15 protein-coding genes are annotated in these 14324 nt (G+C 38.1%); all 15 read right to left on the bottom strand.

Annotated elements, in window-relative coordinates; all coding sequences use genetic code 11:
• Nucleotides 1-14 precede the first annotated feature (14 nt).
• On the bottom strand, nt 15-473 hold the full coding sequence (locus tag KFO35_RS09180; protein WP_002292498.1) for a GNAT family N-acetyltransferase: 459 nt from the start codon (nt 471-473) through the stop codon (nt 15-17).
• 221 nt (nt 474-694) lie between these two features.
• Nucleotides 695-1948, bottom strand: coding sequence for a PTS sugar transporter subunit IIC (locus KFO35_RS09185; RefSeq protein ID WP_002316009.1), 1254 nt, complete (start codon nt 1946-1948; stop codon nt 695-697).
• A 28-nt stretch (nt 1949-1976) separates the two neighbouring features.
• Nucleotides 1977-2294: a PTS lactose/cellobiose transporter subunit IIA gene (locus KFO35_RS09190; protein ID WP_002292496.1), complete on the bottom strand. Its 318-nt coding sequence runs from the start codon at nt 2292-2294 to the stop codon at nt 1977-1979.
• A gap of 24 nt (nt 2295-2318) precedes the next feature.
• Complete coding sequence (locus KFO35_RS09195) at nt 2319-2639, bottom strand: PTS sugar transporter subunit IIB (protein WP_002316010.1); 321 nt, start codon at nt 2637-2639, stop codon at nt 2319-2321.
• A gap of 312 nt (nt 2640-2951) precedes the next feature.
• Entirely contained in the window at nt 2952-4367 is a 1416-nt protein-coding gene (locus KFO35_RS09200) for a glycoside hydrolase family 1 protein (RefSeq protein ID WP_002316011.1), read from the bottom strand.
• 16 nt (nt 4368-4383) lie between these two features.
• Complete coding sequence (locus KFO35_RS09205; RefSeq protein WP_002292491.1) at nt 4384-5700, bottom strand: PTS sugar transporter subunit IIC; 1317 nt, start codon at nt 5698-5700, stop codon at nt 4384-4386.
• Between the two features lie 149 nt (nt 5701-5849).
• Nucleotides 5850-6548 carry a FadR/GntR family transcriptional regulator gene (locus KFO35_RS09210; RefSeq protein WP_002316012.1) on the bottom strand — a complete coding sequence of 233 codons (699 nt, stop codon included), beginning with the start codon at nt 6546-6548 and terminating at the stop codon, nt 5850-5852.
• 276 nt (nt 6549-6824) lie between these two features.
• Nucleotides 6825-7781 (bottom strand): aldo/keto reductase, encoded by a 957-nt coding sequence (locus KFO35_RS09215; RefSeq protein ID WP_181728966.1) that lies wholly within the window; start codon nt 7779-7781, stop codon nt 6825-6827.
• 142 nt (nt 7782-7923) lie between these two features.
• Nucleotides 7924-8724 carry a peptide-methionine (S)-S-oxide reductase MsrA gene (gene msrA / locus KFO35_RS09220; RefSeq protein ID WP_156272231.1) on the bottom strand — a complete coding sequence of 267 codons (801 nt, stop codon included), beginning with the start codon at nt 8722-8724 and terminating at the stop codon, nt 7924-7926.
• Nucleotides 8725-8958: 234 nt separating this feature from the next.
• Nucleotides 8959-9702 (bottom strand): tRNA pseudouridine(38-40) synthase TruA, encoded by a 744-nt coding sequence (truA, locus tag KFO35_RS09225; protein ID WP_002316014.1) that lies wholly within the window; start codon nt 9700-9702, stop codon nt 8959-8961.
• Nucleotides 9703-9837: 135 nt separating this feature from the next.
• Nucleotides 9838-10575, bottom strand: coding sequence for a sugar isomerase domain-containing protein (locus KFO35_RS09230; protein WP_002316015.1), 738 nt, complete (start codon nt 10573-10575; stop codon nt 9838-9840).
• Nucleotides 10576-11826 (bottom strand): PTS ascorbate transporter subunit IIC, encoded by a 1251-nt coding sequence (ulaA, locus tag KFO35_RS09235; RefSeq protein WP_044382708.1) that lies wholly within the window; start codon nt 11824-11826, stop codon nt 10576-10578.
• A gap of 4 nt (nt 11827-11830) precedes the next feature.
• The gene (locus tag KFO35_RS09240) at nt 11831-12112 is read right to left on the bottom strand and encodes a PTS sugar transporter subunit IIB (RefSeq protein WP_002292323.1); all 282 of its coding nucleotides are present in this window, start codon (nt 12110-12112) and stop codon (nt 11831-11833) included.
• Between the two features lie 12 nt (nt 12113-12124).
• Nucleotides 12125-12556 carry a PTS sugar transporter subunit IIA gene (locus KFO35_RS09245; protein WP_002292322.1) on the bottom strand — a complete coding sequence of 144 codons (432 nt, stop codon included), beginning with the start codon at nt 12554-12556 and terminating at the stop codon, nt 12125-12127.
• Nucleotides 12553-14193: a BglG family transcription antiterminator gene (locus KFO35_RS09250; protein ID WP_025477379.1), complete on the bottom strand. Its 1641-nt coding sequence runs from the start codon at nt 14191-14193 to the stop codon at nt 12553-12555. The genes KFO35_RS09245 and KFO35_RS09250 overlap by 4 nt, the downstream gene beginning before the upstream one ends.
• Nucleotides 14194-14324 lie beyond the last annotated feature (131 nt).

Genomic DNA, 14324 nt, shown 5'->3' on the forward strand with positions numbered 1-14324 from the left:
TCATGTATCTACTCTTACAGCGTCATTTGGTACACTCGCACAGGAATTCCTTCATTATCCTGAGCCATCCCGATAAACTGCCAATTGTATTTTTCATAAAAATCCGTATGATCCGTCACAAGGTAAAGCACCTTTACGCCCATTTCTGCAAAGTCTTGCTTGATCGTTTCTAAAATCATTTTGGCAATCCGTTGGTTTCGGTAGTCTTTTTCAACAAACAGCGCACAGACATTCGGAGTCAAATCTACTCGATCATGAAAATCATTGTCAACAACACCTGCACCTGCAATAATCTCTCCCCATTCATTCAACACCACATACCATTGCGGAACCGATGTGTTTTTTCTCGTGCTTGCTTGGATACTTTCTTCATAAACAGCAACTGGCAGATGCCATTTTGAAGCAAACCATTCGGCTGTTTCTTTTATCAATGTCGGTCGATCCCGCAATTTTATGACTGTTCTTCTCTCCATTTGTACTCTCTCCCATTCATATTTGGTCTATTATAGCACCTTGTATTTCAAATAGCTTTCCAATCGCTCGATTTTTTTGAATGAATGGGATTTTTTATTTATACACAAATTTCAAGACAAATATACCTCGATTTTCTCATTCATTATTCGATCCTAAGTTTTAAATTACTTATTTCCATAAAAAAACAGAACCAGATAACCGGTTCTGCTTTCTTTTTTCATTAAGCATCCAAAGCTTCTTTTCTTCTTTCTTGGATCGTAGCTACCTTGACGAACGGCAGATAGATCAAAATAGAAAGGATCAGATTGACAGCGGCCAGTACACCACCTGCAATACTCTTCGTTGCCAATACACCGCCAATAACTGGTGGTGTTACCCATGGTGGCATAACAGTAGCTGCTGGCACTAAACCTGTAGAAGTCGCAAAGTACGCAACACTAACTAAGACCATTGGTGTCAAAATAAATGGAATGAACATGATTGGATTCAATACGATCGGTAAACCAAACATCGTTGGTTCATTGATATTGAAAACACCTGGCGCAATCGACAAGTTTGTTACAACCATATACGGTTTGTTTTTACGTCCTACTAAATAAATAGCTAACAGTAAACCTAATGTTGCACCTGTTCCTCCTAAATTGACAAAGCTGTCGAAGAAAGGTTTGTTCACGATAAATGGTGCGCTATGTCCAGCTGCGATCGCATTGACATTTGCTTCGATTGCCGGCGCATTGATCGTTTGCATCAAAGGATCGACCATATTCGCCCCGTGTAAACCAAAGAACCATAAGAATGGTGTGATAAATGCAAGCAATAATGCAGATGGATAAGAGTTCGCAAGTCCCATAAATGGTTCTTGGACCACTGTATAGAACGAACCTACGATATCATCAACCCCAAATGCAGCAAAAATTGCAGCAACTAAAGCAAAGGCAGAGATAGTGATCATTGCTGGCAGTAATGAAGCAAATGCTTTCGCAACTGCTGGTGGCACACCATCAGGCATTTTGATGATCAATTTTTCATTTCCGCTTAAACGTACAAAGATTTCTGTTGAAATAATCCCAACAATAATAGCAATAAACAAACCGTTTGAGCTCATACCTAATGCTCCGCCTAAAGCAAAGAAAGAGCCTAAAGAAATCACACCTGCGGAAACACCGTCTTTTCGGTAGCCGTTAGCTAAATGATACGCAAGTAAGAAAGCAATCAAGACAGAAAGAATGGCAAATGTGCCGTTCCAAGCTGCAGCCCCGAATCCTTTCCATGATTCACCGCCAAAAATTGAATTCATCAATTCTTGGAATCCGGGAATCGGTAAGTTATTGATCATTACTGCTAATGCTCCTAAAATCATTAACGGCATACTCACCATAAATGAATCCCGAATCGCAACTAAATGCCGTTGTGCACCAATTTTTGATGCGACAGGTATAAAATGTTTCTCCATAAATGCAACAAATTTATCCATAAATCTTCCCTCTTTTCTTTACTGTGAATTACGCGTCCAACCGACGATACAGATCAATGATCTCTTTTGCTAAATCTGTAAAAGCAATAGATGTCATCAGGTGATCTTGACTGTGAACTGTCAAAAGTGTTACTTCAACGTGGTTTCCTTGTGCTTCTTGCGTCAGCATCTCTGTTTGAGAGTGATGTGCTTGGACTAAAGATTCCTCTGCATCTTTGATTTTTTCATCTGCTAAAGTGAAATCTCCTTTTTTCGCAGCAGCAATCGCTTCCATTGCATCGCTTTTTGCATTTCCGCCAAACATGATCAGACCCATGATGGCTTCTAGATTTTTTTGATCTTCCATTTCTTGTTTCCTCCGATATTTTTATTATTTGTTTATTAGTTTTTCTGCTTGGTCGAGTACTTTTTCACCATTCATCATGCCATAGTCAGCCATATTGATCACATCTAGAGGAATGCCTTTAGGTGCTAGCTTTTCAGCAAATTGATTTTGCATAAAACGTACTTGCGGACCTAAAAGTAAAACGTCTACATTTTTAGATTCTATTTGATTATCTGCATCTGAGGCAGAGACAGCAAAGATATCTGCTTCCATTCCTTTTGCTTCTGCTGCTTTTTGCATTTTTGTGACTAGGAGGCTTGTACTCATTCCCGCTGAACATACAAGCATGATTGTTCTCTTTTCCATTTTAAACACGTTCCTTTCTATTCTTACACTTGTATATAAAGCAAGTAGTGTGCCAACTTTAAAAGCGCTTTAAAAAGTTGATAATATCACGTTTATGGTCTATACCAAGTTGCATACACACTAAAAAAGAAAGCGCACACTAAACACACAAATTCTTTTTTATTGTATTTATTTCTTTTAACGTGCACAAAAAAAGTTGTGACAAGTCTTTTGTCACAACTTTTTTGAATAAGAGGTCAAAATGCTACTTTCACAACCTCCTTTATTCCAAATAACCATCAAATACAATCAATATCTTCGAAAAACTTCTAGTTATTTATAGGCTTCATCAGGTAAGCTTAATTCTCTCTTATCAATCAGAGACTGATACCAGGAAGCAGACTTTTTCAATATTCTGCTCCGTTCATCGTTCAATTCGATTCGAACTAATCCATATCGATTCTTAAATGCATTCATTGGTGAAACACAGTCAGTGAATGCCCATAGCATATAACCTTCGCAATTTGCACCTTCTTCTGCTGCTTTGATCAAATAACGCAAATGCTGTCCGATAAATTCGATACGATAGTCATCTTGCACGATTCCTTTCTCATCCATGTACTGTTCTTCATGTTCTCTTCCCATACCATTTTCTGTTATCAGCCAAGGGATATTATGATAATTTTCTTTTAGATACATGGCTATATCGTACATGATTTTTGGATAGATCTCCCACCCTCTAGAATTGTTCATTTTCTTTCCAGGTAAATCAAAGACTTCATAATATCGTTCTGGATGGAAAGGTGTCTCTTCATTCCATTGATAACGAGGAGCACGAACGCGTTTAGGGTAATATTGATTGATCCCAAGGAAATCTACTGTATGATGCTGAACCGTTTCTAAATCCTCTGTTGCAGGATCGAAATAAATCGATTGTTTTCGACACAACTCTAGGAACTCTTCTGTGTAGTACCCTTTTACCATCGGATCAAAAAATACTCGATTATAAAACAGATCATACATATAAGCAGCTTTTTGGTCTTCTGGAGAACTGGAACGAGCATAGACCATCTCAGGATTTAAAATACAGCCAATCCTTCCGCCATAATTGCCACTATGGTAAATTTCTACAGCTTTAGCCGTTGCTAATACTTTGTGATAATTCCACATCATCCATTTTTTTGTGTTTTGTTCATGCGGCCAGCGAACAGCATCCAAATAGCAACGCGTTTGGGGAACGATTGGTTCGTTGAATGTAAACCAGTTTTTTACCCTGTCACCGTAACGATCAAAAGCAATCTTTGCGTACTTAGCATAAAAATCAACCACTTTTCTTGAAGACCAGCCATCATATTTTTCCAAAAGAAAAGCAGGGACTTCGTAGTGTTCTAAACAAATCATCGGTTCTACGTCTGCTTCGATCAAAGAGTCGATCATTTCACTTATATGCTGAGCATATTCTTCATCTACTATACAATTCTCGTAATCAGTGAAAAAACGAGCCCAATTGATAGAAGTCCGATAATGTGTCAGATGGATGGATTTCATCAAATCTACATCCTGTTGGTACTGCTCCATAAAATTAGTTGCTACGGCTGGACCATACCCATTATGCCAAACAAAATGTTCATTTTTATACCAGCTATCTATAAACGAATCCTGTCCTTCTTTTTTTCCTTTCCAACCTTCCGTTTGCCAAGCAGAAGATGCTGCACCAAGAATAAAATTTTCTGGAATAGTAATTTTCATGATTTCCTCCTGTTTTTTAGATCACATCATTTTCCACACGATTTGCTACTTTTACGAATGGCAGATAGATCAAAATAGAAACAACAATACAAACAAGTTGCGTAATAACTGCACCGATATTTCCTGCTGTGGCCAGATAAGCATTGACGATCGGCGGCATCGGCCAAGGAACCATTACAACTGCTTTTGCCGCAAATCCTAAAGCGGTTGCAAAATAACCAATCGTTCCTGTAACAAGCGGCGTTAAGATAAACGGGATAGCTAAAATAGGATTCAGCATGATCGGCATACCAAAAATAACTGGTTCATTGATGTTGAAGATCCCAGGAGCAAGAGATAACTTGGTGATTTGTTTCATATCTTCTCGCTTTCCCACTAGCAATACTGCTATCAGTAGACCTATCGTGACCCCAGACCCGCCCATACTCATATACATATCCCAAAATGGCATAGTGATAATGTTTGGTACTTCTTTTCCAGCTTCAAAAGCTTCCGTATTTACAGCAATTGCCGCTAAAAGCAACGGTTCTCGAATTGGCTTCACCATTTGATTTCCATGGATACCAATCACCCAAAAGACTTGCGCAATGAACATCAATAACAAAATACCTGGTAGCCCTTGAACGACACCTTCTAATGGGCGTTGTACGACATTGTAAATGATATCATAAAGGTACATCCCTGTAAGTTCTTTGATGATAAACCCCGCAGCCGCGATACCTGATACTGTCAGAATCGTGGGAAATAACGCAGAAAAACTGGCAGAAACATTCGTTGGCACGGTATCAGGCATTCTCAGCTGTAGTTTTTTCTGTTTCCTCAACCAGCAATAAAGTTCAATGGAAAGGATGGAGACCAACATTCCCAAAAATAACCCTTTCGTATCTGTATATTGTTTAGCCAATACGTTCTCTACTATAACAGTCTGATTTTCATTCACTAATTCATAAACAGTTGGATTAACAGATAAATAAGACATCACTGCGATAATACCAGGGAATACACCATCCACTTTATTCAGCTTTGCTAATTCGATCCCTATCAGAAAAACAGCATAGATGGTCAAGAAACTTAGTGTGACATAGCTGATGGCAGATGCGATAGGTTTTAATTCTTCTAAAAAACGCAAAAAACTTATCTGTGCTAACCCATTTTCCGAATCAAAGACCATTGCTGAAAACAACGTGCCAAAAGCACCCGTAATAATTACCGGAATCAATGCAGCAAATGCGTTTTTTATCACCATGATATACCTTAAATTATTGATTCTCGTTGCCACGTTCCCTAAAACATTGGCTAATTTATCCATAAAACTCATTCCAGATCCCCTCATTCCTGCTTCTTCTCCTTGCCGTCATCTCTTTTTGCCTGTTAGTAAGCGCTTACATTTCGGTGAATAAAAACTATTTGCTTGTCCGTTTTACCAAATATAAAACAAAAATTCATCTGATGTATTTATCATAAAATACATCAGATGAACTGTCAATTAGTTTCTTTCTTCCCAATTATTTTCTGTAATTCTCTCCGATTTGTTGCCATATGGACAGTCATCGCATCAAATGCCGCAAGTACATTCCGCCTCTCGATAGCCTGAACGATTTCTGTGTGGATATCGATCGTCTCGATTTTCAAATGCTGGATATCATAATTTTTGTTAAATAAAGCAATCGATTCATTAATGATCGGAATGATATGCAGTAACGCTACGTTTCCGCTAGCTTCTGCAATCGTCGTATGAAAATCGATGTCTAATTGAACATGATCTTGTGTACCTTCTCGAAAAGACGTTTCAATCTTTTGCGTTAAGCTTTTCATTCGGCTGATTTGATTTTTCGTTGCATATTCCGCCGCTAACCCTGCCATCTTTGGCTCCAGTAAATATCTCAGCTCAAACAAGTCTCGTATCATCCGGTCCTGATCTTCAATCAAAGAAAAACCGAGTGGATCATTAGCAATCCCTCGCTTATCACTGACAAATGTCCCCGCCCCTTGCCGAACTTCAAGAATATTCCTAGAAGCAAGCGCTCGGACAGCTTCTCGCACCGTGCTGCGTCCCACCTCTAAATAATCGGACAACTCATATTCATTCGGCAATTTATCTCCTACTTGCAACTGCTTTTCCTTTAAATATCTAAGGATCTTGTCCGTGGTTACTTCTACTAGGGTTTTATTTTCTTCCAAACCACATACCTCCTTTTCATCTGATGTATTTTTTCGTAATTATTATAACACGTTTGAATCATCTGATGATTTTTTGTATAAAAATCGATTCATCCGTTCATGGATATACAAACGAAGCTATTTACCATAAAAAAAGACTAGGATAAAATTCACTCCTAGCCTTCGATCATTTTTATTTTGAACGACAAAACGTATGATGTTCAATAATAGATGAGCTTCATTCGATTCTTGATGACATTTTTTGATAGATGGATAAAAAGTTTGATTACATCGTTTCTATTCTAGAATTTGGTCGATCTTCAATTCTTCTTCTGGTGAGAAATCTAAATTATCCATCATTCGAACACTTTCTTGTAACTGACTTAACCGACTTGCTCCAACCAGTACACTCGTAACAGATTTTTGTCGCAAATTCCATGCAAGGGCCATTTGCGCTAATGATTGCCCTCGTGATACGGCGATTGTCTGCAGTGCTTTGATTTTTTCCAGAGTTGATCCAACTTGTTCTTCTGAAAGGAATGGTATTTCCTTACGATGTGCTCTAGAATCTTCAGGAATCCCATGCAGATAACGATTTGTCAGCAAACCTTGGGCAAGCGGGCTGAACGTGATTGCTCCTAGACCTTCTTCGTCTAATACTGGAGATAAGTCGTCTTCTAGTAGTTCACGAGAAAACATATTGTAGCGCATCTGATGAATAATGAACGGTGCTTCTTTTCTTTTTAAAATTTCAGTCATTTTTTTGGTATCTTCTCCATTATAGTTGGATATACCAATATATAATGCTTTCCCTTGTCTTACAAGTTGCATCAATGCTTCTGCTGTTTCTTCCAAAGGTGTATCAGGGTCTGGACGATGATGATAGAAGATGTCGACATAATCTAGCCCCATTCTTTGGAGACTCTGATCACAACTTGAAATGATAGATTTACGAGAGCCCCATTCTCCGTATGGACCTTCCCACATATGATAACCTGCTTTGCTAGAAATAATCAGTTCATCACGGTAGGCTTGAAAATCTTCTCTAAAAATACGCCCGAAGTTTTTCTCTGCAGCTCCAGCAGGGCCTCCATAATTATTCGCAAGGTCGAAATGGGTAATTCCCATGTCGAATGCACCTCTTAAAATCTCTCTTTGGTTATGGATAGGATCATAATCACCAAAATTTTGCCATAATCCGAGAGATAAAATCGGTAATTTCAAACCTGAATGACCGGATTTACGATATTCCATTTTTTCATAACGTGCACTATCTGCAATATACAAGTTTTCTCCTCCTTACCATTTTTAAAACGCTTTCTTTCGTTCTGCTTTTAGTTTACTACATTTTAAAGAAAAGGAGTTAGTCAAAATGATTTTTTCTTGTATTTTTTTACTATTTGTTTTTTATTCGTTGATAGATCAGAAATTGTTTACGTGCTTGCTGAATTTTTTTATAGCGTTTCGGTTGTTTTTTGTAAAATTGCTGATGATAATTTTCTGCTGGCCAAAACGTACCAACTGGTTCAATTTTTGTGACGATTGGTTGGCGGAACGTTCCTGAACTGACTAGTTCCTGTTTCGATTGCTCCGCTAATTTTTTCTGACGTTCGTCTTGATAAAAAATCACCGGACGGTACTGCTTCCCTCTATCTTGAAATTGTCCAAAGGCATCTGTGGGATCAGTTATTTGCCAATAGATTGTCAACAAATCGCTATAACTTATCTCTCTCGTATCATAAATGATCTCCACAGCTTCCACATGGCCTGTGTAACCACCACTTACTTGATCATAATTTGGTTTTTCAACATGTCCGCCCGTGTATCCTGACAAAACGGATAGGTTCCCTTTTTTCGATTCAAACGGCTCGACCATGCACCAGAAACATCCCCCTGCAAATACTGCACGTTCTTGATAGTCAGCATCTTGCATAGCATGCTTGGAAAAGTCATATTTTTGTTGCGTGTCAAATCCTTCCGTAAGCAATAAATAAAAGTCCATTACGTCAGGCGTCAGATTCATTCGGATAGCTAATGGACGTAGTGTTGCTTCTAGTTTTGATAACTGTTCTTTAGCGGATGTATTCTCTCTTATGTCATTCTTTGTCTGGATCAATACTTTTCGTTCCCAATCTCGTGTATTCGGATTTAAAATCAGATTATAAAGTGTTTGAATGAATACTTGTTCCTTATCCATAGACTCTCCTCCTTTCCGAAGAAGACAAGCTAGTGACTTTAGCTGTAATTTATCATAAAGTGAGGAAATAAGCGATTGAATCGTATCTATTCAAAGAAGATAAGCGGCTTCAGATGATATAAGATGATCTTTATCTTAAAAAGTATACTCTATGGTTTGGTTTAACTAAAAAACGACCTCTGAAAAAAGGGATGTTCTCCAGTTCTCAGAAGTCGAGTAAAGATGATTCTTTTTTTATGAACGATAATAAACTTCATCCAAAAACAGACCTTGTGCAGGGACGGTTTCTCCTGCATGCTGCCGCACTTTGCTTTCGAATATTTCATCGATTGTTTCTATCGGCATGGCACCTGTACCGATTTCTAGTAATGTTCCCATGATGATTCGCACCATTTTATATAGAAATCCGTCTCCGACAAAAGTAAAATGAAGCATTTCTCCCTTACGTTCGATAGATAATTCATCAATCGTACGTACCGTAGATTTTTTTGATTTTTTCAATGCAGAAAAACCAATGAAATCATGTGTACCCATCAATTTTTCGCAAGCTGCATTCAGCTTATCCATATCCAACTCTTGAGGAAAATAAAAGCTGTGATTTCGTTCAAATGCTGAAGGAATCACGTTGTTCCAAACATAATAGCTGTATTTTTTGCCCACCGCATTATATCTTGCATGGAAGCGCTCAGGCATCTCTTCGATTCTTTTGATGACAATATCTCGCGGAAGATAGCGATTCATAAAGTCGATCATTTCTGCCAGTCCAATTTCTGAGTTTGTTTTGAAATTTGCCACTTGTCCTCGCGCATGCGTGCCGGCGTCTGTTCTTCCTGATCCAATAATTTCTATCTCTTCATTTGTCATCTGATGCAACACTTTTTCGATTTTCCCTTGGATGGTTTTATCGTCATCTCCAAGTCTTTGCCAGCCTGAATATCTTTTTCCGTCATATTCGATCGTCAACTTGATGTTTCTCATATTTTTGTGGCTCCTCTATATTCCATTTGGTCTTCTCTCTACCTTTTTAAGATTGTAGCACAAATTAAAGCTACTTGCTTCTCTGTGAGAGAAACCAAGTAGCTTTAAATAATTGTTTATGAACAATTGTATTATTTATAATTCATAATGAATCACTTCTTTATATTCCTCATATAATTCTGCGTTTCGCAGATCGCCCCCATCTAAATTCGCCGAATAAAATATAGGAGGATGTTTTATCCCATTTGCAATAAGCTGTTCGCAAACTTCCACGATGATCGTATTGAGGATGGCTGCACCGATTACAGTAGAGGAAGGACCGGCTTTTTGTACGATACCTGTCAGCTCACAGCAAGCATCTCCTATATCCCCATGGTTATCGATAACTATATCAGAAACCTCAAACAATCGTTTCCCTGATGAATGACGACTAGTGACCGATCGTGAATATTGGACATTCGTCAAACTAATGATTTTTACGCCCTTCGCTTTTGCAGTTAACGCTAAATCAATAATGATTGGGTTTCTTCCCGATACCGAGTGAAGGATCAATACATCTTGATTTTTAAATGAAACTGTTTTTGCTAAATTCGTTCCATATCCTTCTAAACGTTCCATTTGACTGGTAAAGGTGATAGGGGAACGATCTAGCATCACTTCTCGTCCAAAGATAGCATTGATGGTCATCATCCCACCTGCCCGATAATACATCTCTTCCGCTAAGATACCAGCATGACTAGCACCAAAAATATAGACCGAACGTTTTTGCAGATTCGCTTGGGTCAATACATCGATTGCTTCTTTGATTGACTTTTTTTCTTCCTTTTCAACCAAATCTAATAACTGTTTGATTTTATCCATATATTTGAACATCTAGAACCCTCCAAACAAACCGCTAAATCCTCTACCGATCATTCCCCATAACGACAAATCGTTTCCGCCGAAAATCAATATCCAGCTTTGGATCGTCGTACTAAAAACAATAGCTGAAAAACCAGCTAATACGACCATGACAAATGAAGCTGCGATTGTTCCGACAACCGCTCCACGAAAGCCACCTTGACCTTCACCGATGACTGCTGCACCACCACATTCAAAGAAACTTGTGATTACTAATGGCACAAGCAACACGCCGAATAGATGGAATGAATTCGCCAAAACAACTAAAATCGTAGAAGTGATCATTGCCACGATAAAACCGATAATCACTGCATTTGGTCGATAATTGAATAAAATAGGCACATCAAATGCTGGTTTCGCTCCCGGTACGACTTTTTCTGCAATCCCTTGAAACGCTGGAATGATTTGATTGATCAGTAGTCGGACACCATATAGCATAATGAGTAGTCCTGCACCAAAATTCAACCCTGCTTCAATCGAAAACATCAGGAGATTATCCCCTTCTGGTATCAAAACAGGTGCGATGATCCCAACTACGGTATTCATCAAGAACATGACTAGTGCACCTGTAATTGAGATTTCTCGGAAAAATGAAAGATTCTCAGGTACTTTGATATCTTCTGTCGATTTTTCTTTATTTCCTACTCGTTTTGCTACAAATCCTGAAACTAAAGACAAAACACCCGTTGGATGACCAATCAGGAAAGAATCATCTCCCGTAGCATCCCAGACATATTTGCGCATGATCCACGGCATAAAAGACCAATAACAAGCCGATAAAATCCCGCTGATCCCAATCAATGCTCCCCCTGACAGTCCTGCTTCCACACCAGCTGCTACAAATACGAAAGGAAACCACCAAAGCATATGACCTGTTAAAAAGATCGTCTTCACAGGTGTAAACCGAGCAATCAATAAATGGATAACTAATCCTAAAAACATAGCTAATCCGACCGTTCCGCCATATTCTGCAGTAAACGTCACATCAGATAGTCCTTCTGTCACTTCTACACCCAACTGTGTTTGGACAGCTATATTGATTGGAGAAATCGTTCCGACCAGCATATTGACTCCGGCGGTCAAAGCAACCATACCAAATGCAGCGGTCAAAGCTCCCTTAACCGTTTCTGAAAATGATTTTCGCTGGATGAACAGCCCGAGCATCGCAATCAAACCTAACAAGACGGGCGGATTCTTCAAGATGTGTTCACTAATGAAATTCATTCTTTTATTCCCCCTTATCAGCTAGATATTGTTCCAATTGCGCCTTTATTTCTGAAGTATCCATATACTTTTTAATAGGATAAACAGGCGCTTTTACAGAAGCTTTTAGTTCTGGAAGTAATTCATGACTTGTAAAATAAACATCTGCCATCGTTGCTTTGGCAGTGGATAAATCTGTATTTTCCACTGTCGCCTTTAAACCCAGCTCCTTAATTACTTTATCAAGAGACATTTTCAAAACCATAGAACTCCCTACACCAAATCCACATACTGCTAAAATTTTCATTTTTCTTCCTCCTTATGCAAATAACTGAATGATTGTTTCTTTATTTCCTGATAAAATCGTTTGATATTTTTCATTGTCCATAAATATTTCCATGATATCTTTTAATCTCTCCAGATGGCTTTCGTGGTTTTTGGCAGCTAAAACCAAAAAAATATGGATTGGTTTCCCTTTCATATCTACAGCATCTTTTACGACTAAAAGGCTCATACTTTGCTCGTTTACTCCAAGACCTGGTTTTGCGTGCATCAGCGCAAAATAATCAGCCAATACCATATATGGTCCATTTTCCTCTACACTTCTGATCATGTTTTCTAAATACGTATGCGTTATCATTTTGTTTTTTAATAATGGATTGCTAGCGATTTCGACTGCTTTCATCCAATTTTCAGCCGTTTCTATTACTTGGATTTGATTTTTCGGCAGCAATTTATTGATAGTACTCATTCTCTGACCTCCAACATTTTTGAAATAAACCAATTTTTATCCTCTATTCCTTGCATGACCATTTTCATCACAGGTTCGACTTCTTTCACATCTTCTTCTCGGATCATTAGCAGAACAACGATATCTGCCTTTTGATATCCCCATGAAAATGGCTTGTCTGCTATCAATACAGCAACCGAAGTTTGTTTAACGACATTGGGATTGCCATGAGGAATAGCAAAACCATTCTCCAAGTATGTTGATTGGATTTCCTCACGCTCAAAAATAGAGTAGAGAAATCGCTGTTTCGATTCTTCATTCTCAAACTGTTGCTGATCAACCAAAAAACGGATAGCAGCTTCTTTTGAATCAAAGTGATCAAAATAGACATTAGAGGAAATAAGAGGTTTCACTTTTTCAGCTATCGAGCCTTCGATGTTTATTTGTTCGTTATCTATGACCAGATCGATATAATGATTCATGATACGTTTCATATCTCTAGCAGTAACCATTGGCGAAATTCTTACTACTGGTCTAATTTGTTTAGGTATATCGACAGTGGAGATAATCAAATCTACGTCAAACAAATCTAGTCTGTTCAATTTATCGACAGATGCTGTTTCGATACTATCGATATCAGGTAAGATTCTTCTGATTTTTGCAGAAACAAATGAACTGGTTCCCATGCCATTGGGACATACGAATAAGAGTCTATTTAATCGTTTGACACGCTCGATTGCTGCTTGGAAATGGATAGCTACAAAACCTACTTCATCTTCGGACAAGCTTACTTGATAAGGCCAGCGAAAATCATTTAACGCAAACCAGACAACACCATACAAAGAAGGATAATTTTGTTTTATCTCATCTATCAAAGGATTTACGATGGTCGTTTGAGCCTCAATACGTAAAAGCAGCTGATACAGATGGACAAGCAGATCTTCTTCTAAACGACTATCTTGGGTAAGATCTATCTGAATGCCTCTACTCACTTTTTGGATCAATTGCCGGATTTTTTCTCGAAATACTAAAGGGATCGTTTCATTTTTCATGAAAAAGCGTAAACCACTTCCCACAATAACATAAGTCAAATACTGTACTTCTTCTTGCGAAAATTGGTAAATACGCTGTTCCTCTAACTGATGCAGCAATTCACAAACGAGGGGATATTTGTTGAATTCTAAAAAATACTTTCCATATTGATTTTTACCTTTTAAACTGATTTTCTTCCCTTCTCTTAAACGCTGAATCATCAATAAGATTGAAACGATGATACTTGAAAAGTAGCTTTCTGGTAGCTCAATTTGCTTGTCTGCAATGCTCTCGCGAAAAGATCGTTCGACTATTGCTAGAAGCTTTCGATCCACTATTTCTCTTACGATCTCCAATTCATCAAAATGATTCAGGATCATACGCTTCAGTACCTTCTGAACCTGTATTTCATTTCCTTCAAAATATGTCCCGAAACGATCAAAACTGAGATTCAACCCTTCTTTCGCAAATACATATTTGATGTAAGAAATATCATTTGCGATACTGCTTCTGGAAACATAATATTCTTCAGAAAGTTGCTGGTAACTTACATGCTCGAAATTGGACAATCTGTTCAGGATCGCTACTCTTCGTAGTTTGCTTTCTTGATATTGTATTACACTCATTTCCATCACCTTCTATATTCACTATAATTTTTTCTTATAAGGAGAACTAGACCAAATAAAAGATTAAAATAACCTGAGAAATCATACACTGCTCTTTCTCAGTTAATATACGCTAAAACAGAAGCTATACA

The sequence above is a fragment of the Enterococcus lactis genome, from assembly GCF_015751045.1.
Classification (GTDB): Bacteria; Bacillota; Bacilli; order Lactobacillales; family Enterococcaceae; genus Enterococcus_B; species Enterococcus_B lactis.

Coding starts and splice junctions, on each gene's coding strand:
- truA (WP_002316014.1), bottom strand. CDS start 9,702: ATGAGAAACATCAAGTTGACGATCGAATATGACGGAAAAAGATATTCA.
- KFO35_RS09245 (WP_002292322.1), bottom strand. CDS start 12,556: ATGAGTACTATCAATAAATTGCTGCCGAAAAATCAAATCCAAGTAATA.
- KFO35_RS09195 (WP_002316010.1), bottom strand. CDS start 2,639: ATGGAAAAGAGAACAATCATGCTTGTATGTTCAGCGGGAATGAGTACA.
- KFO35_RS09250 (WP_025477379.1), bottom strand. CDS start 14,193: ATGAGTGTAATACAATATCAAGAAAGCAAACTACGAAGAGTAGCGATC.
- KFO35_RS09215 (WP_181728966.1), bottom strand. CDS start 7,781: ATGGAATATCGTAAATCCGGTCATTCAGGTTTGAAATTACCGATTTTA.
- KFO35_RS09185 (WP_002316009.1), bottom strand. CDS start 1,948: ATGGATAAATTTGTTGCATTTATGGAGAAACATTTTATACCTGTCGCA.
- KFO35_RS09230 (WP_002316015.1), bottom strand. CDS start 10,575: ATGTTCAAATATATGGATAAAATCAAACAGTTATTAGATTTGGTTGAA.
- KFO35_RS09240 (WP_002292323.1), bottom strand. CDS start 12,112: ATGAAAATTTTAGCAGTATGTGGATTTGGTGTAGGGAGTTCTATGGTT.
- KFO35_RS09205 (WP_002292491.1), bottom strand. CDS start 5,700: ATGAGGGGATCTGGAATGAGTTTTATGGATAAATTAGCCAATGTTTTA.
- KFO35_RS09180 (WP_002292498.1), bottom strand. CDS start 473: ATGGAGAGAAGAACAGTCATAAAATTGCGGGATCGACCGACATTGATA.
- KFO35_RS09200 (WP_002316011.1), bottom strand. CDS start 4,367: ATGAAAATTACTATTCCAGAAAATTTTATTCTTGGTGCAGCATCTTCT.
- msrA (WP_156272231.1), bottom strand. CDS start 8,724: ATGGATAAGGAACAAGTATTCATTCAAACACTTTATAATCTGATTTTA.
- KFO35_RS09190 (WP_002292496.1), bottom strand. CDS start 2,294: ATGGAAGATCAAAAAAATCTAGAAGCCATCATGGGTCTGATCATGTTT.
- ulaA (WP_044382708.1), bottom strand. CDS start 11,826: ATGAATTTCATTAGTGAACACATCTTGAAGAATCCGCCCGTCTTGTTA.